This window comes from Streptomyces diastaticus subsp. diastaticus (assembly GCF_011170125.1).
GTDB classification, from domain to species: Bacteria; Actinomycetota; Actinomycetes; order Streptomycetales; family Streptomycetaceae; genus Streptomyces; species Streptomyces diastaticus.
On the sequence record NZ_BLLN01000002.1, the window covers coordinates 215,616 to 232,879 of the forward strand.

Genomic DNA, 17,264 nt, shown 5'->3' on the forward strand with positions numbered 1-17,264 from the left:
TCAGCCCGTGGCGCCGCCGAGCGAGCCGACCGGCGCGATCACGGCCCCGGCCTTGCCGCACACCCAGTGCGGGTCCTCGCCCAGCTCCGGCTCGACGTCCAGCGCGTGCGGGTCCTCGTCCCCGCAGACCGGGCAGACCGGCCAGCGCCCGACCCGCTCCAGCAGGGCGTCCTGCACGTCCTGCGCGACCAGCCCGGTGACGTACGCGGCGCCCTCCGGCCACTGCTCGACCCACCAGCGCCGCCCGGCCACCGCGTCCTCGACCAGGTCGGCCTCCTCGGCGGAGCGCGCGCCGAGGTCGGCGAGGAGCGCCGCCCGGGCGGTGTGCAGGGCCTGTTCCGTCCGCGCCATGTCGTTCATGGGCCCATTGTCCCTCGCGGCACGGGCGTTGTCGGCGGGGCATGGCACGGTGACGACCATGACTGCGACCACGCACGAAGCCGTCCGCGATGCCGTCCGCGATGCCGGGCGGGCCCTCGGCCTGCCCGATCCGGTGACCGAGGGGTTCGCCCGCCTGCTGCGCCCCTGCGTCCACCTCTGCCCGTACGAGGCGCTGCCGGAAGAGCTGCGCAAGGACGCCCGTCCGGCCGCCCGGGTGGGCGGCCCCGCCCGGATACCGCAGGGCGTGGACGTCCCCGACTACGTCCCGCACGTGCTGACCCTGGACTGCGCCGCCCTGCCCACCGGCGTCCTCGACGTCGACTTCCCCACCGAGGGCCACGTGGCGGTCCTGACCGAGACCACGGACGACGGGGGCTTCTTCCTCCACGTGCCGACGGGCACGGAAACCGTCGAACGCCACCGCCCGGAGCGGGACGACGACCAGACGCGCCGTGGACCCTTCCCGCTCTACGCCGTACCGGGAACCACCTGCCCCCGCTGGCTCGACCGGTCGCACGTGGCGGAAGCGGCCGACTACGCCGAGGGGGACGAGGGGCGGGCCGGGCTCGTGGACCGCCTGATCGAGCAGGTGGAGTCGCTGGTCGACGTGGGGTGGGGCCACGACGTCCAGCTCGGCGGCCACTCCCCCGCCTGGCACGACCCGCTGGAGGACCGTGGGGACGTACTCCTCGTGGCCGTCCCGTGGGGCACGGTCTCCGGCGACGACCTCATCACCTACATCTCGGGCACACCCGAGGAGATCGCGGAACGTCGCTACGACGACCTCGCGTTCACGCTCGAGAGCTGACCGGGCCCCCGGGGACCAGCGGAATCCGGCACGGCTCGGCGGGTTCGGCCGGGGGGGTGTCCTGACCTCCTGTGCGGTGCCCGCCGTGGCCGGTGCGGGCTCCCGGCCTGCCGGCCGCCGGTCCTGGTGGCGGAGCCACTCGGGCCTTCGGCCGGTGCGGCGAGCGTGCGTGCCGGGCGCCGCGGGCGCCGTGCGGGAGGTGCAGCCGCCTTCTAGAGGTGGCCGGTGCCGTTCCACACCCCCGGCACCAGCCGGCCGCCCTCGTTGTGCCAGGCGGAGACGGAGGCGTTGGCCACCTGGGGCCGGTCGGGCACCGGCGCACCGAGCCCTTCCAGCACGTACGCCACGGCCACCGCGACCGCGTCGTGCGCGACGATCAGCACCCGCCGCCCCGCCGCCACCGCGTCCAGGTCACCGAGCAGCCCCCGCACCCGCAGCGCCACGTCCGCCAGCGACTCGCCACCCGGTGGCCGGTACGTCCACTCCTCGCTCTGCTCCCGCCGCGCCCACTCTCGCGGATCGGCCGCCCGCCACGCGGGCGCCGAGTGCAGGGCGAACACCCCGTTCTCCCGGTCCCGCACCCGCTCCTCGTACACCACCGGCGGCACCGCCCGCCCCCGCTCCTCGCAGACCCCGGCCGCGATCTCCCAGGTCCGCCGCGCCCTCACGTACGGCGAACACACCACCAGCCCGGGCCCGTTCCCCGCCCCGATCGCGCCGGCCAGCCACATGCCGAACCGGGCCGCCTGCCGCTCCCCCCGCTCCGTCAACGGCGTGTCCTCGGTCCGCCCCTCCGGCACCGACACGTCCCCGCTCTCCTTGGCCCGCGCGTACCGCACGTTCGCCGTGCTCTCCCCGTGCCGGACGACGCTGACGGAGCCGAGACGGGTGACGGTGGGCAGAGGCGGGTGAGGGGTGGACATGCTGGGTCCCTTCGTGACCGGAGGCGGGATCGCCTCGCCGCGCGACGCTCGTCCAGCCCTTCCCCCGGTACGCCACCCGGCACACCGGGCCGCCCGGATCCCGGCGCGGCCGACGGCACTCGGCGGCCCGGCGCCCTCGCCGGCCGGCGCCGCGCGGGGAGAGGACGAGGCGGGGGCCCGGGCCCGGTCCGGACGGGCCAGCGAGGGGCCCTCGGCTGTCCCGCCCGCTCCCGCGTGGCCGCCGCACCGTCCGGCGTCGCCCCGCGCGTGGGGGCTCCCGCGCCGGGCCACCCCGCCTCCCGGGCGGTCCGGCGGGCCGTCGCCGTGCCCGGAGCGCCGCCACCCCTTGCCAAACCCCAGCCCTGAAAATACCTTTCAGAGGTGACCAGTAACGTGAAGGAAAGTTTCGGGCAGGGATCGCCGCCCGCTCCTGCGGCGCTCGCGGCCAAGGTCAGGACGTTGGCGCCGTCCATGACCCGGTCGATGCAGCGCGTCGCGGAGGCGGTGGCCGGGGACCCGGCGGGGTGTTCCGCCCTGACCGTGACCGGGCTCGCGGAGCTGACCGGGACCAGCGAGGCGACCGTGGTGCGGACCGCCCGGCTGCTCGGGTACCCGGGCTACCGGGACCTCCGGCTCGCGCTGGCGGGACTCGCCGCGCAGCAGGAGTCGGGCCAGTCCCCGGCCGTCACCGCCGACATCGCGGTGGACGACTCGCTGGCCGAGGTGGTCGCCAAGCTCGCCCACGACGAGCAGCAGACCCTCGCCGACACCGCCGCCGGGCTCGACACCGCGCAGCTCGCGGCGTGCGTGGACGCGCTCGCGGGGGCCCGGCGCATCGACATCTACGGCATCGGCGCCTCCGGCCTCGTCGCGCAGGACCTGGCGCAGAAGCTGCTGCGGATAGGTCTGATCGCCCACGCCCACGCCGATCCGCACCTCGCGGTGACCAACGCCGTGCAGCTGCGCCCGCGTGACGTGGCGATCGCCATCACCCACTCCGGTACGACCGGCGACGTGATCGAGCCGCTGCGCACCGCCTTCGAGCGGGGCGCCACCACGATCGCGGTGACCGGGCGGCCCGACGGCGCCGTGTCCCAGTACGCCGACCACCTGCTCACCACCTCCACGGCGCGCGAGAGCGAGCTGCGGCCGGCCGCGATGTCCTCGCGGACCAGCCAGCTCCTCGTCGTCGACTGTCTCTTCGTCGGCGTCGCCCAGCGCACCTACGAGACGGCGGCGCCCGCGCTGTCCGCCTCGTACGAGGCGCTGGCGCACCGCCACGACCCGCGTTCCGGACGCCGCTGACCGCGTACCGCCCGTCGCTCCCGCCCGGAACCCCGTACACCGCACCGAAAGAGCCCGCCCGATGACCGACACCACCGCCCGTGAAGACGCCTCGTCCGACGGCGGTCTCCGTGCCCAACTGGAGACGCTGACCACCGAGGCGTTCCGGCCCGAGCTGGCCGAGATCGACCGGCTCCCCACCCTGGACATCGCCCGCACCATGAACGCGGAGGACGCCACGGTGCCCGCCGCCGTCGCCGCCGCGCTGCCCGGGATCGCCGCCGCCATCGACCGGATCGCGGAGCGGATGGCGCGCGGCGGACGGCTCGTCTACGCGGGCGCGGGTACGGCCGGGCGGCTCGGCGTGCTGGACGCGAGCGAGTGCCCGCCCACCTTCAACACCGACCCCGCCGAGGTCGTCGGCCTCATCGCGGGCGGCCCCCGTGCCCTGGTCACCTCCGTCGAGGGCGCCGAGGACAGCGCCGAACTGGCCGCCGAGGACCTGGCCGAGCTGGCGCTGACCGCCGACGACACGGTGGTCGGGATCTCCGCCTCGGGCCGCACGCCGTACGCGGTCGGCGCCGTGACGTACGCCCGGCGGGCGGGCGCGCTCACCGTCGGTCTCTCCTGCAACGCGGGCAGCGCGCTGGCGGCCGCCGCCGACCACGGCGTCGAGGTCGTGGTGGGGCCGGAGCTGCTGACCGGCTCGACCCGGCTGAAGTCCGGCACCGCGCAGAAGCTGGTGCTCAACATGATCTCGACGCTCACCATGATCCGGCTCGGCAAGACGTACGGGAACCTCATGGTCGACGTGCGCGCCTCCAACGAGAAGCTGCGGGCCCGCTCGCGCCGCATCGTCGCGCTGGCCACCGGCGCCGGGGACGAGGAGATCGAGGCGGCGCTGACCGCCACCGGCGGCGAGGTGAAGAACGCCATCCTCACCCTCCTCGGCGACGTCGACGCCGCCACCGCCGACCGCCTGCTCACCGACGCCAGGGGCCATCTGCGCGACGCGCTCGCCGCCGCCCGGCCCGGCACCACCTGACCGCACCACCGCCCCACCCCCGCACAGCAAGGCAGCACGCACCATGGCTGAGAACAAGAACCGCGCCCTCGCCGCCGCGATCCTCCCGCTCGTCGGCGGCGCCGCCAACGTCACCACCGTCGTCCACTGCATGACCCGGCTGCGGCTGGGCCTGGCGGACCGCTCGCTCGTCCAGGACGAGGCGCTGAAGGCCGTGCCCGGCGTGATGGGCGTGGTCGAGGACGACACGTACCAGGTCGTCCTCGGGCCCGGGACGGTCGCCCGGGTCACGCCGGAGTTCGAGGCGCTGGTGGAGGAGGAGCGAGCGGCCGCGCCCGCCCCCGGGTCCGCCGCCGGAGCCGCGCCCGCCGCCGCTCCCGAGCCGCACCCGGTGACCGCCGAGGAGCTGGCCGCGCGCGGCGCCGAGCTCAAGGCGGCCCGCAAGGCGCGCAACGCCACCCCGCTCAAGCTGTTCCTGCGCCGCATCGCCAACATCTTCGTGCCGCTGATCCCGGCCCTGATCGGCTGCGGCATCGTCGCGGGCGTCAACGGCCTGCTGACCAACCTCGGCTGGGCCCCGGGCGTGACCCCGGCGCTCGGCGCGCTCGCCTCGGGCTTCATGGCGCTCATCGCGGTCTTCGTCGGCTACAACACGGCGAAGGAGTTCGGCGGGACACCGATCCTGGGCGGGGCCGTCGCCTCGATCATCGTCTTCCCGGGTGTCGGCGACGTCGAGGTCCTCGGCTCGCGGCTCTCACCCGGGCAGGGCGGCGTGCTGGGCGCGCTGGGCGCTGCGGTCCTCGCGGTGTACGTCGAGCGGTGGTGCCGGCGCCGGGTGCCGGAGGCGGTGGACGTGCTGGTCACGCCGACCGTCACGGTGCTCGTCGCCGGTCTGGTCACCGTCTTCGGCCTGATGTTCGTCGCCGGGCAGATCGCCTCCGGGATCGGCACCGGCGCCGACTGGCTGCTGGAGAACACCGGCGCCTTCGCCGGCCTCGTGCTGGGCGGCCTCTTCCTGCCCCTGGTCATGCTCGGCCTGCACCAGGCGCTCATCCCCATCCACACCACGCTGATCGAGTCGCAGGGCTACACCGCGCTGCTGCCGATCCTCGCCATGGCCGGCGCCGGGCAGGTCGGCTGCGCCGTCGCCGTCTACCTGCGGCTGCGCCGCAACGCCTCGCTGCGCCGGACCATCCGCTCGGCGATGCCCGCGGGCATCCTCGGCGTCGGCGAGCCGCTGATCTACGGCGTCTCGCTGCCGCTGGGCCGCCCCTTCATCACCGCCTGCGTGGGCGGTGCGGCGGGCGGCGCCTTCATCGGCGCCTTCTCGATGCTCGGCGACACCGTCGGCTCCACCGCGATCGGCCCGTCCGGCTGGGCCCTCTTCCCGCTCCTCGCGGGCAACCAGAGCCTCGGCCTGCTCGTCGCCGTCTACGGCGGCGGTCTGCTCACCGGTTACCTGGTCGGCTTCCTCGCCACGTACTTCTTCGGCTTCAGCAAGCAGATGCTGGCCGACCTCGACGCCGACGTCGACGCCGGGGAGTCCGGCGAGGCCCGCGCCGAGGCGGAGCCCGCCGACGCGCCCGCCGGCACGCCCGGGGGACCCGGCCCCCAGGGCACGGCCGACCCCTCCGGCCGCCACCCGGGAACGCCCCCGGCCACGGCACCGGCCCCCGCGCCGAGCAGCTGAACCCGCACGGCGGGCGGCCCGCACCGACGGGTGCGGGCCGTCCGCCCTGCCCGAGCCCCCGACCACACCTCCGCCCCGCCCCTCGGCTTTCGACTCCGGGCACCTGGCGGCTCGCCGGCGAGCCGCCGGCCGTCCGCCGGGATCGATCTCCGCCCGATGCGCCTGCCCGGCGGTCTCGCACCGTCCCCGGGACCCGGAACCCGGCACACCCGGCACACCCGGCGGAGAACGTCCCGGTGCGGGCGACCTGCGCCTGAGCGGGGCGCGCCGGCGCGGCCGGCGACGCGCGCCGCCTGAGGGCTCCCCGGCGCGGCACCGCCCCCGCCGCGCCCCGGCGCCGGATCATGGCGCGATGACCGTACGAGGAATCGACCACGTCGGCGTCACCGTCCCCGACCTGGAGGCCGCCACCCGCTTCCTGGTCGACGCGCTCGGCGCCGAGGTGCTGTACGACACGCTCCCGGCCGGCCAGGGACCGGTCGGCGGCCCGGAGACCGAGCAGCGCCTCGGCGTCCCGCCCGGCACCCGCCAGCTCGCCATCCGCATGATGGCCCTCCCCGACGGCCCGGGCCTCGAACTCTTCGCCTACGAGCCGCCCGGCCGCTCCCCCGCCCTCCCCAGCGACCTCGGCTGGCAGCACCTCGCCCTGTACGTCGACGACCTCGACGCCGCCCGCGCCCGCGCCGTCGCCGCGGGCGCCCGCCCCCTCGCCCCGCCCCACCCGCTCCCCGGTCCGGAGGCGGGCCCCGCCAACCGCTTCGCCTACCTCCGCACCCCCTGGGGCAGCACCCTGGAACTGGTCACCTACCCGGACCCCCAGCCCTACGCACGGCACACGGACCGGAGGCGGTGGCGGCCCCGCCCGGCATCCGGCCCGCAGGCCGGGCAGGACGGCTGACGGGCTTCGCCGGTCCACGGGGGCCGGCGCGACCCGGCCCGCCCGGCCGCCGGGAGGGACCCCCGGACGCCGCTCCCCACGGCCTCTTCCCGCCACGCGCGGCCGGTGCCGGGCGGACCGCCCGTACCGGCGGCACACTGCTCACCCCTTCCCCGGGGAACCTCGCGGGGCGGAGTCGCGGAGTGCGTGCGCGCCGGTCCCCCGTGACCGGTGCCCGGCCGGTTCAGGGCAGCCGCCCCTCCCAGTTGACCTCCCGGACCTTGGCGCGCAGCACCTCCTTGCGGTCGGCCGCCCGGACCGCGCGCGGCGGGCAGTCCCACTCCTTGCCGCCGCCGGGCGGCCGGAGCTGGATGTACGGGCCCTCGCTGCCCATGACCCGGCCGAGGCGGCCGTCCCGCGCGTCGACGGCGAAGGCGCCGACCACCAGGTCGACCTCGGGCACCTCCGGCTCCTCACGGTCCGCACAACAGGCATCGTCGTCGCTCATCGCTGCCGGGCCCCCTCCAGGACGGAGCTGAGCCGGTCGGCGGTCTCGACGTTGCACCGCCCGAGGTCGACGAGGGGCGCGGGGTCGTTCCCCGCGCTCGACACCGGCTCCAGCCGCAGCGACGGCAGGACGATCCCGGCCTCCGCCAGCCCGGCGCGGAGCCGGTCCACCGCCTCCTGGGCGGCCCCCACCCGGTCGGTGTTCCTGCCGTGCGCCTCCGTGCCGTTCACGGCGCTCACTCCCTCTCCATCGTCCACGCTCTGTAGTGAGATTGCCCACACAGCGTGTTCAACGCGCCGAGGCCCCCGACAGTGGCGCTCCTCCCCACATCCGGGGGTAGCGGCGGGCACACCGGGGGGTGGCGACGGCGCGCGCGGCGCGTTGGACAGCCACCCCGCGCACCCCCGCCGGGCCCCCGCACACCCGCGTACCGCAGGATGGTCGCCATGACCACGACCCGCCCCGGCACCGGCCCCGACGAGGCGGACGAGCCGTACGAGCCGGTCTTCAAGCCCGCCCTGGGCGGGGCCCGGTACGTCTACAACCACCGCAATCCGGTCGGCCTCGCCCTGATGGTGCTGGCGCCGCTCGTCGCGCTCGGTGTCATCCTCCATCTCCACGACAGCGGGAGCTGGAGCCGCGAGGAACTGCGGAGCGCGGTCTACGGTGCCGCCGAGGAGATGAACCGGGCCCCGCACGTCCACAACTCCGACCTCGGCTACGCCTGGTCCCTGGAGGACGCCGTCGACCGGCAGCCGGGCACCCCGTTCATCGGCGCCTCCGTCCACCGCGGCACCGGCCCCGACCGCACCGCCTACACGGTGACCGGCTCCGGCACCTCCGCCGTGTACTGCCTCCACGTGTACGAGGGCCACGACACGGCCGCCGACCGGTCGATCCTGCACGTCTCCGCCGAGGACGGCCCCTGCTGAGAAACACGACGCCCCCGCCTGCCGCCTGTGGCGGTGTGACGGGGGCGTGCCGGCGGGGCCGGGCTCTTCAGGGGTCTCCCCCGGCCTCAGCTCCGCCGCACGGAAGTCAGGACTGCGGCCTGCTGCCGTGGTTGGCGCCGTTCTTGCGGCGAGCCTTCTTCTTGCGGCGACGCTTCGAGGACATGACCGCGCTCCTTTCTCTCGAACGTTCCCTTGGCCGTGAGGCCGGGTCCACCCTCGCACATCGCGGGTGCCGGAGGCGATCCCGGCCGCGGGCCGGACAACGCCACCGGGGCGGTGTCCCTCCGAGGAGGGACACCGCCCCGGTGGGCGTGGTGTCGGACGGGCCGACCGGATACGGGTCCGGTCAGAAGTCCATGTCACCGCCGGGCATGCCACCCGGGGCAGCCGCGGCGGCCTTCTCCGGCTTGTCGGCGATGACGGCCTCGGTGGTGAGGAAGAGGGCGGCGATCGACGCGGCGTTCTGGAGCGCGGAACGCGTCACCTTGGCCGGGTCGAGGATGCCCTCGGCGATCATGTCGACGTACTCGCCGGTCGCGGCGTTCAGGCCGTGACCGATGGCGAGGTTGCGCACCTTCTCCACGACCACGCCGCCCTCCAGACCACCGTTGACGGCGATCTGCTTGAGCGGGGCCTCCAGGGCCAGCTTGACGGCGGCGGCACCGGTGGCCTCGTCGCCCTCGAGCTCCAGCTTCTCGAAGACCGAGGACGCCTGGAGCAGAGCCACGCCACCACCGGCGACGATGCCCTCCTCGACGGCGGCCTTGGCGTTGCGCACCGCGTCCTCGATGCGGTGCTTGCGCTCCTTCAGCTCCACCTCGGTGGCGGCGCCGGCCTTGATGACGGCCACGCCGCCGGCCAGCTTCGCCAGACGCTCCTGGAGCTTCTCGCGGTCGTAGTCCGAGTCGCTGTTCTCGATCTCGGCGCGGATCTGCGCGACGCGGCCGTTGACCTGGTCGCTGTCGCCGGCACCGTCGACGATGGTGGTCTCGTCCTTGGTGATGACGACCTTGCGGGCGCGGCCCAGCAGGTCCAGGCCGGCGTTCTCGAGCTTGAGGCCGACCTCCTCGGAGATGACCGTGCCGCCCGTGAGGATGGCGATGTCGCCGAGCATGGCCTTGCGGCGGTCACCGAAGCCCGGGGCCTTGACGGCGACGGACTTGAAGGTGCCGCGGATCTTGTTGACCACCAGGGTCGACAGGGCCTCGCCCTCGACGTCCTCGGCGATGATCAGCAGCGGCTTGCCCGACTGCATGACCTTCTCCAGCAGCGGGAGGAGGTCCTTCACGTTGCCGATCTTGGAGTTGACGATGAGGATGTACGGGTCGTCGAGCGACGCCTCCATCCGCTCCATGTCGGTGGCGAAGTACGCCGAGATGTAGCCCTTGTCGAAGCGCATACCCTCGGTGAGCTCCAGCTCCAGACCGAAGGTCTGGGACTCCTCGACGGTGATGACGCCTTCCTTGCCGACCTTGTCCATGGCCTCGGCGATCAGCTCGCCGATCTGGGTGTCGGCGGCGGAGATGGAGGCGGTGGAGGCGATCTGCTCCTTGGTCTCCACGTCCTTCGCCTGCTCCAGCAGCGCGGAGGAGACGGCCTCGACGGCCTTCTCGATGCCGCGCTTCAGGGCCATCGGGTTGGCACCCGCGGCGACGTTGCGCAGACCCTCGCGGACGAGCGCCTGGGCCAGGACGGTCGCGGTCGTCGTGCCGTCACCGGCGACGTCGTCCGTCTTCTTCGCGACCTCCTTGACCAGCTCGGCGCCGATCTTCTCGTACGGGTCTTCGAGCTCGATCTCCTTGGCGATGGAGACACCATCGTTGGTGATCGTGGGGGCGCCCCACTTCTTCTCGAGGACGACGTTGCGGCCCTTGGGGCCAAGGGTGACCTTGACGGCGTCGGCGAGCTGGTTCATCCCGCGCTCGAGACCGCGCCGCGCCTCCTCGTCGAACGCGATGATCTTGGCCATGTGAAGTGGTCCTCCCAGGACTGGGGGTCCCCCCGGACTCTGTCTGGGGGAGGGTGGATACTCCGGACCGCGCTGGCGCCCGCGACGGACGGCCTGCCTGCCTCGCGGTTCCTTGCCCCACGCGGCCTGCGGACCTCACCGACCCGGTCCTTCTGTCACTCTCACTCGGAGAGTGCTAACGCCAATAATTAGCACTCGGGGTAGGAGAGTGCAAGGCGCCAGGGGCCTCCGGCCACGCTCCCGTCGACCGGGGGGCGCCCCGTCCGCGCCGGGCCACGGGAAGCAGGGCCCCCTCCTGGCACCGGGAAGCCTCGGACGCCGGCCGGGCCGGTCCCTGACGACCCGTCCGCTCCCCGGCGCCGCGTCGCGCCCGGACCGCACCACCTCGGCCCGCCGGCGCCTGAGGCCGCAGAGCCCGGGCGGCGCGCAGGGCCCGGCCATGGCAGAGGGCCCGCCCCCTGTCACGGGAGCGGGCCCTCTGGTGAGTGTGGTGCGGTCGGCGCCTCAGGCGGCCACGCGGACCATGTCCGCCTGCGGCCCCTTCTGCCCCTGCGAGATCTCGAATTCGACCCTCTGACCCTCTTCAAGGGTGCGGTAGCCGTCCATCTGGATCGCGCTGTAGTGGACGAATACATCCGCACCACCGTCGACCGCGATGAAGCCGTAGCCCTTCTCCGCGTTGAACCACTTGACGGTGCCCTGAGCCATGCCTAACTCCCCTATTACTGGCCCTTGCACAGGCCCGCACTTCGCGGACCCGGGTCAGACCTCACCCCCCAACCCGCGGTCGGGGGTGTGCGCCGGAACGCGTCGACCGCCGCTGAATGTATCTGCCCAACTGCCGTCTGCAACAGGTCAGTCGGACGAGAAATCCGAGGGCCGGAGAAGGACGGAACCGGGAGGATGCACCGGAGTTGCGGGCAAGTCGGGCCCGGCAAAAGGCACGCAAGGGGGCGAATGCCTGGGCCACTTCGTCCGCTGTTCGCCGGGGAAAGAACGGCGGCTCATATGCTCCCGGCACAAACGCGGGAGGCTGTTCCCCAACTCTATCGCGTTCAACCATGCAGAATTGCCCCCTCCGCTTTCCCCGGGGGGAATGGAGCGGAGAGGGCAATTCGGTGGTGCGGGTGCGCCGGTGTGGCGCGGCGGCTCAGCAGCCGCCGGCGACGGCGGGGATGATCGAGATGCCGGCGCCGTCGGGCGTGGCGGTCTGGAGCCCCTGCTCGAAGCGGACGTCGTCGTCGTTGACGTAGACGTTGACGAAGCGGCGGAGCTTGCCCTGGTCGTCGAGGACGCGGGCGGCGATGCCGGCGTGGTTCTTCTCCAGGTCGGCGATGACCTCGGCGAGGGTCGCGCCCTCGGCGGCGACCTCGGACCGGCCGTCGGTGTAGGTGCGCAGGATGGTGGGGATGCGGACGTTGACGCTCATGGGAGTGCCTTCCGGAAGCTGGGGCGACGGGACGGGTGGGGACGCGGGCGGCGTCAGGAGGTGGCGAGCCCTGCGGCGCGGAACGCGTCCAGGTCGGGCCGGATCGTCGCGGTCGGCCCGGTGGTGGGCGCCACGGCGTCCAGGGTCTTCAGTCCGTCGCCGGTGTTGAGGACGACGGTGGTCAGGGACGGGTCGATCAGCCCGGCCTCGACGAGCTTGCGGGTGACGCCGACGGTCACGCCGCCCGCGGTCTCCGCGAAGATGCCCTCGGTGCGGGCGAGCAGCTTGATGGCGTCGACCACCTGCGCGTCGTCCACGTCCTCGACGGCGCCCCCGGTGCGCCGGGCGATGTCCAGGACGTAGGGACCGTCGGCCGGGTTGCCGATGGCGAGCGACTTGGCGATGGTGTCGGGCTTCTGCGGGCGGACCACGTCGTGCCCGGCCTTGTAGGCGGTGGAGACCGGCGAGCAGCCCTCTGCCTGGGCACCGAAGATCTTGTACGGGCGGTCCTCGACCAGTCCGAGCGCGATCAGCTCCTTGAACCCCTTGTCGATCTTGGTGAGCTGCGAGCCGGAGGCGACCGGGATCACGATCTGGTCGGGCAGCCGCCAGCCGAGCTGCTCCGCGATCTCGTAGGCCAGGGACTTGGAGCCCTCGCCGTAGTACGGGCGCAGGTTGACGTTGACGAAGCCCCAGCCCTCGCCGAGCGGGTCGCCGATCAGCTCGGAGCAGAAGCGGTTCACGTCGTCGTAGTTGCCCTCGATGCCGACCAGGTCGCCGCCGTAGACCGCGGCCATGACGACCTTGCCCTGTTCCAGGTCGTGCGGGATGAAGACGCAGGAGCGGAAGCCCGCGCGGGCGGCGGCGGCGCCGACGGCACCCGCGAGGTTGCCCGTGGAGGAGCAGGAGAGGGTGGTGAAGCCGAAGGCGCGGGCGGCCTCGACGGCGATGGCGACGACGCGGTCCTTGAAGGAGTGCGTCGGGTTGCCGGAGTCGTCCTTGACGTACAGGCCGCCGGTGACGCCCAGCTCGGCGGCGAGGTGGTCGGCCTTGACCAGTTGGGTGAAGCCCGGGTTCAGGCTGGGCTTGGTGGCGACGTCGGCGGGGACGGGCAGCAGCGGGGCGTACCGCCAGATGTTGTCCGGGCCGGCCTCGATGGCGGCGCGCAGGGCCTGCGGGTCACCGGTCGGCAGGTCGTAGGCGACCTCCAGGGGCCCGAAACAGCTCACGCAGGCGAAGACCGGGCCGAGCGGGAAGCGCTCGCCGCACTCGCGGCAGGAGAGGGCGACGGCGGGACCGAGGTCGACCGCGGGGGCGTCCTGCGAGGGGGTGGCGGGGGTGGTGGCGACGGTGTGCACAGCCATGACGGCGAGGCCCTTTCTCCTCATCTTCCTCGCGACGCATCTCGCCGCGAGACGGAATTGGCACCTTCCCGAGCCGGGAGCCTCGCCGGACGCGGGTGGAACACGCGTCGGGAGTACCGACCGGAGGGTTGCCGGGGCTTCAACGGGCCGTGTCCCTCTGCCCCTCTGGATGAGCGGTATGGCGTCGGATCCCTTGTCTGGCGGGGCCGAACGCGTTTGTCGTGCGCACCGCGCACGTCTCTCGACATGCGATGGTCACGCGCGTTGTTCAAGACTGTAACCGACGGCTTGGACAGTTGTGTGGGTCGTCCGAACCGCGAGATGGGACCCGGGGCCGGCAGCGCGGCCGGCCCGCCCGCCCCCTCGTAGTCGGTCGCGTCTTCGGTCGCGCGCCCTCCCCCGAGGCCGCGCGGAGGCGCGGGGGGATCATGGGACATCACCTAGGACATGGCCTCGGACATGACCCGGACATGAGGGGACGATCACGTGCTCGAAGAGGTGGAGCGCTGGCTCACCAAGCGGTCCTGGTCCGCCGCCGACCGGCCGCTGAGCGCACTGGTGGCGGCCAAACGCGGCAGCGGGTCGACGATCAGCGTCGTGCTGCCCGCGCTGAACGAGGAGGCGACGGTCGGGGCGATCGTGGCGGAGATCCGCCGCTCGCTGATGGAGGCCGTGCCGCTCGTCGACGAACTGGTGGTGATCGACTCCGGTTCCACCGACCGCACCTCGCGGGAGGCCGCCGACGCCGGGGCCCGGGTCGTGCACCGCGACGCGATCCTGCCGAGGATGCCCGCCCTGCCCGGCAAGGGCGAGGTGCTGTGGCGGTCACTGCTGGTCACCAGCGGTGACATCGTCTGCTTCGTCGACGCCGACCTGAAGGAGTTCTCGCCGGACTTCGTCTCCGGCATCGTCGGTCCGCTGCTGACCGACCCGGACGTCGACTTCGTCAAGGCGATGTACGACCGCCCGCTCGGCTCGGCCGCCGGCCAGGGCGGCCGCGTCACCGAACTCATGGCCCGCCCGGTGCTCAACCTGCACTGGCCGCTCCTGGCGGGCTTCGTCCAGCCGCTGGGCGGCGAGTACGCGGTCCGCCGGGGCCTGCTGGAGCAGCTCCCGTTCCCCGTCGGCTACGGCGTGGAGCTGGGTCTGCTGGTGGACGCCCTGCACACGGTGGGACTGGACGCGCTGGCCCAGGTCGACGTGGGCGTCCGCGTCCACCGGCACCAGGACGGCCTGGCCCTCGGCCGCATGGCCGCCGCCATCTACCGCACCGCCCAGCTCCGGCTGGCCCGCGGCCACCTGGTCCGCCCGGAACTGACCCAGTTCGAGCGCGGCGAGGAGGGCTTCGCCGCCCGCACCACGAAGGTCGACACCGAGGAGCGACCCCCGATGATCGAGATCACCGAGTACCGCGGCGGCCGTCTGACGGACCCCCCGCCGGACCCCCTCCCCGAACACACCGCCCACACCCGCCCTCCGGCCCCGTACCACCGCAGAACAGGCTGAGCACACACACCGCCGGGCCGGGGCGGCACCCGCCCCGGCCGGGCCGTCCCGCACCCACCGACCGGCCGCCCCGCGACCAACCGGCCTCGGGAGCGGAGGGGCGTGTCGGGCGGCGAGCGAAGCGCGAGAGGGAGGCAGGCGTTTACGCCTCCCGGGAAGGGGCTAGGTAGCCCGCATGGCTGTTTCTGCTGACAGTGCGCGCATTCTGGTCGCCTCCAACCGCGGCCCCGTCTCGTACGGGCTGCTGCCCGGCGGCGGGCTGGACGCCAAGCGCGGCGGGGGCGGGCTCGTGTCGGGGCTCTCGGCGATCGGCTCGGACGCCTCCACGCTGTGGGTGTGCGCCGCGCTGGGCGAGGGGGACCGCGAGGCGGCCCGCCGGGCGGGGACGGGCACGCTGGACCCGGAGGACACCGGCGGCCAGCGCGTCCGGATGCTCGACATCCCGGAGCAGACGCACGCCGCCGCGTACAACGGCATCGCCAACTCCGTGCTGTGGTTCGTCCATCACCTGCTGTACCAGACGCCGGTGGAGCCGGCCTTCGGTCCGGAGTTCCGGGAGCAGTGGGCGGCGTACGAGGCGTACAACCGCGCGTTCGCCGAGGCGCTGGCCGCCGAGGCGGCCGAGGGCGCGGCGGTGCTGGTGCAGGACTACCACCTGGCGCTGGTGCCGGGGCTGCTCCGCGCGCTCCGCCCCGACCTGCGCATCTCGCACTTCACGCACACCCCGTGGGCGCCGCCGGACTACTTCCGGCTGCTGCCCGACGACATCGCCGCCCAGCTCCTGTCCGGCCTGCTCGGCGCGGACCGCCTCGGTTTCCTCACCAAGCGCTGGGCGGGTGCCTTCATGGACTGCGCGCAGTCCGTCCTCGGCGCCGAACGCGCCGGTGGCGCGGAGCTGTCGTACGACGGGCGCCGGACGGCGATCGGGGTGTACGGGCTGGGCGCGGACGCGGAGTTCCTGCGGGAGCGGGCGCACCGCACCGATGTGGACGACCGGCTGGGGGCACTGCGGGAGCAGATCGGCCAGCCGGACCGGAAGACGATCGTCCGGGTGGACCGCACCGAGCTGTCGAAGAACATCGTCCGCGGCCTGCTCGCCTACCGTCAGCTCCTCCTCGACCACCCGGAGTGGACCGGTCGCGTGGTGCACATCGCCTTCGCCTACCCCTCGCGCCAGGACCTGGCCGTCTACCGCGAGTACACCGCCTCGGTGCGGGCGCTCGCGGACGAGATCAACGAGCAGTTCGGCACGGTCGGCTGGACCCCGGTGGTGCTGCACGTCGAGGACGACTTCGCCCGGTCGCTGGCCGCCTACCGGCTGGCCGACGTGGCACTGGTCAACCCGATCCGGGACGGCATGAACCTGGTCGCCAAGGAGGTCCCGGTGGTCTCCGACGCGGGTGTGGCGCTGGTGCTCTCCCGGGAGGCGGGCGCCTACGAGGAGCTGGGCGAGGACGCCCTGCCGGTCAACCCGTACGACGTGAGCGCCACCGCCCGCGCCCTGCACGACGCCCTGATGATGCCGCCCTCGGAGCGCGCCGAGCGCAGCAAGCGCCTGGCGGCCGCCGCGACGGCCCTGCCGCCCCAGCGCTGGTTCCTGGACCAGCTGGAGGCGCTGGGCGGCTGACCGGCACCGCGCCTCAGGAGGACCGGCGGACCGTCTCGGCGATCCCCGCCAGCAGCGCGGCGACCTGGCCGGGCCCCCGCACGACCAGGTCGGCACGGGAGGCCAGTTCGGGGACCTCGTCACCGCTGCACACCAGCAGGCCGGGCACGCCCCGCTCGCGCAGCCGGTCGATGGCGTCGTAGGCGGCCAGGTCGCCGAGGTCGTCCCCGGCGTAGAGCACGGCCCCGGCGCCGGTCTCCTCGACGTACGCGGTGAGGGCGACACCCTTGTCGACGCCGCGCGGGCGGATCTCCAGGACGAGGCGGCCCGGCTCCAGATGGAGGCCGTGGCGGTCGGCGAGGCCGCCGAGGGGGCCGCGCAGGGCGGCGAAAGCCCCTTCGGGGTCGTCGGCGCGGCGGGTGTGGACGGCGAACGCCTGGCCCTTGTCCTCGGTCCAGCTGCCGGGCGGGTCCCCGGCGTCCGCCAGCACGGCGGGCAGTTCGGCGCGGGCGGCGGCGAGGCCGGGGGGCGCTTCGGGGGTGTGCAGCTCGCCGGTGGCGGCGTCCCAGCGCTGGGCGCCGTAGTGGCCGAGCACGGTGAGGTGGCCGAGCCCGGCCTCGTCGGCGAAACCGCCCAGCAGCACGGCCTGCTCGGCGGGTCGCCCGGTGATGACCGCGACCGAGCGCACCAGGGGCGCCAGTTGGGCGAGGGCGGGCACGGCGTCGGCGTGGGCCCCGGCCCGCTCGGGGTCGGAGACGATCGGGGCGAGGGTGCCGTCGAAGTCCAGCCCGACCACGGCCTCGCCGGGCCGGGCCAGCAGGGCTTCCAGTCCCTCCCGCCCGGCGGCGGTGTCGGGCAGGGGCAGGGGCGAGGGGCGCGCGGGGCTGGCCATGCGGCCGACCCTACCGAGCACAGGCGCGGCTGCCCATGGGGCACGCCCGG

General features: G+C 74.2%; 18 protein-coding genes and 1 riboswitch. Of the genes, 8 read left to right on the forward strand and 10 right to left on the reverse strand.

Annotation, left to right across the window (positions count from 1 at the left end):
* Positions 1 to 360: a DUF8819 family protein gene (locus Sdia_RS02715; RefSeq protein WP_100456260.1), complete on the reverse strand. Its 360-nt coding sequence runs from the start codon at positions 358 to 360 to the stop codon at positions 1 to 3.
* Between the two features lie 58 nt (positions 361 to 418).
* On the opposite strand from Sdia_RS02715, the gene Sdia_RS02720 reads away from it, so the two are divergent.
* Positions 419 to 1,189, forward strand: coding sequence for a hypothetical protein (locus Sdia_RS02720; RefSeq protein ID WP_100456261.1), 771 nt, complete (start codon positions 419 to 421; stop codon positions 1,187 to 1,189).
* A gap of 212 nt (positions 1,190 to 1,401) precedes the next feature.
* Here the strand turns inward: Sdia_RS02720 and Sdia_RS02725 are convergent, their stop codons facing one another.
* Entirely contained in the window at positions 1,402 to 2,112 is a 711-nt protein-coding gene (locus Sdia_RS02725; protein WP_115067761.1) for a histidine phosphatase family protein, read from the reverse strand.
* Positions 2,113 to 2,493: 381 nt separating this feature from the next.
* Here Sdia_RS02725 and Sdia_RS02730 point away from each other — a divergent pair, with 381 nt between their 5' ends.
* From Sdia_RS02730 to Sdia_RS02745, 4 genes are all read left to right on the forward strand, one after another.
* Entirely contained in the window at positions 2,494 to 3,417 is a 924-nt protein-coding gene (locus Sdia_RS02730; protein WP_124287555.1) for a MurR/RpiR family transcriptional regulator, read from the forward strand.
* 61 nt (positions 3,418 to 3,478) lie between these two features.
* Positions 3,479 to 4,441 (forward strand): N-acetylmuramic acid 6-phosphate etherase, encoded by a 963-nt coding sequence (gene murQ / locus Sdia_RS02735; RefSeq protein WP_100456264.1) that lies wholly within the window; start codon positions 3,479 to 3,481, stop codon positions 4,439 to 4,441.
* A 43-nt stretch (positions 4,442 to 4,484) separates the two neighbouring features.
* Positions 4,485 to 6,110, forward strand: coding sequence for a PTS transporter subunit EIIC (locus Sdia_RS02740; RefSeq protein ID WP_100456265.1), 1,626 nt, complete (start codon positions 4,485 to 4,487; stop codon positions 6,108 to 6,110).
* Positions 6,111 to 6,462: 352 nt separating this feature from the next.
* Complete coding sequence (locus tag Sdia_RS02745; protein ID WP_100456266.1) at positions 6,463 to 7,008, forward strand: VOC family protein; 546 nt, start codon at positions 6,463 to 6,465, stop codon at positions 7,006 to 7,008.
* Between the two features lie 223 nt (positions 7,009 to 7,231).
* On the opposite strand, the gene Sdia_RS02750 is transcribed toward Sdia_RS02745, so the two are convergent.
* Positions 7,232 to 7,495: a hypothetical protein gene (locus Sdia_RS02750; RefSeq protein WP_100456267.1), complete on the reverse strand. Its 264-nt coding sequence runs from the start codon at positions 7,493 to 7,495 to the stop codon at positions 7,232 to 7,234.
* Positions 7,492 to 7,734 (reverse strand): hypothetical protein, encoded by a 243-nt coding sequence (locus tag Sdia_RS02755; RefSeq protein WP_185393286.1) that lies wholly within the window; start codon positions 7,732 to 7,734, stop codon positions 7,492 to 7,494. The genes Sdia_RS02750 and Sdia_RS02755 overlap by 4 nt, the downstream gene beginning before the upstream one ends.
* Positions 7,735 to 7,941: 207 nt before the next feature.
* Here Sdia_RS02755 and Sdia_RS02760 point away from each other — a divergent pair, with 207 nt between their 5' ends.
* Positions 7,942 to 8,427 carry a hypothetical protein gene (locus Sdia_RS02760; protein ID WP_100456269.1) on the forward strand — a complete coding sequence of 162 codons (486 nt, stop codon included), beginning with the start codon at positions 7,942 to 7,944 and terminating at the stop codon, positions 8,425 to 8,427.
* Between the two features lie 106 nt (positions 8,428 to 8,533).
* Here Sdia_RS02760 and Sdia_RS30670 read toward each other — a convergent pair whose 3' ends face one another.
* The 5 genes from Sdia_RS30670 to thrC form a co-directional block, all read right to left on the reverse strand.
* Entirely contained in the window at positions 8,534 to 8,611 is a 78-nt protein-coding gene (locus Sdia_RS30670; RefSeq protein ID WP_370443954.1) for a 50S ribosomal protein bL37, read from the reverse strand.
* Between the two features lie 183 nt (positions 8,612 to 8,794).
* The gene (gene groL / locus Sdia_RS02765) at positions 8,795 to 10,417 is read right to left on the reverse strand and encodes a chaperonin GroEL (protein ID WP_100456270.1); all 1,623 of its coding nucleotides are present in this window, start codon (positions 10,415 to 10,417) and stop codon (positions 8,795 to 8,797) included.
* 504 nt (positions 10,418 to 10,921) lie between these two features.
* Complete coding sequence (locus tag Sdia_RS02770) at positions 10,922 to 11,125, reverse strand: cold-shock protein (RefSeq protein WP_003949956.1); 204 nt, start codon at positions 11,123 to 11,125, stop codon at positions 10,922 to 10,924.
* Between the two features lie 442 nt (positions 11,126 to 11,567).
* Positions 11,568 to 11,846, reverse strand: a complete 279-nt coding sequence (locus Sdia_RS02775) for a MoaD/ThiS family protein (RefSeq protein ID WP_100456271.1) — start codon at positions 11,844 to 11,846, stop codon at positions 11,568 to 11,570.
* Positions 11,847 to 11,899: 53 nt separating this feature from the next.
* Positions 11,900 to 13,210 (reverse strand): threonine synthase, encoded by a 1,311-nt coding sequence (gene thrC / locus Sdia_RS02780; RefSeq protein ID WP_100456272.1) that lies wholly within the window; start codon positions 13,208 to 13,210, stop codon positions 11,900 to 11,902.
* A gap of 17 nt (positions 13,211 to 13,227) precedes the next feature.
* Positions 13,228 to 13,386: riboswitch (SAM riboswitch) on the reverse strand.
* Between the two features lie 310 nt (positions 13,387 to 13,696).
* On the opposite strand from thrC, the gene Sdia_RS02785 reads away from it, so the two are divergent.
* Both Sdia_RS02785 and Sdia_RS02790 read left to right on the forward strand, forming a co-directional pair.
* Positions 13,697 to 14,716, forward strand: coding sequence for a glucosyl-3-phosphoglycerate synthase (locus tag Sdia_RS02785; RefSeq protein ID WP_100456273.1), 1,020 nt, complete (start codon positions 13,697 to 13,699; stop codon positions 14,714 to 14,716).
* 175 nt (positions 14,717 to 14,891) lie between these two features.
* Positions 14,892 to 16,343, forward strand: coding sequence for an alpha,alpha-trehalose-phosphate synthase (UDP-forming) (locus Sdia_RS02790; protein ID WP_100456274.1), 1,452 nt, complete (start codon positions 14,892 to 14,894; stop codon positions 16,341 to 16,343).
* Between the two features lie 13 nt (positions 16,344 to 16,356).
* Here Sdia_RS02790 and otsB read toward each other — a convergent pair whose 3' ends face one another.
* The gene (gene otsB, locus Sdia_RS02795; protein WP_189500124.1) at positions 16,357 to 17,214 is read right to left on the reverse strand and encodes a trehalose-phosphatase; all 858 of its coding nucleotides are present in this window, start codon (positions 17,212 to 17,214) and stop codon (positions 16,357 to 16,359) included.
* Positions 17,215 to 17,264: the final 50 nt, after the last annotated feature.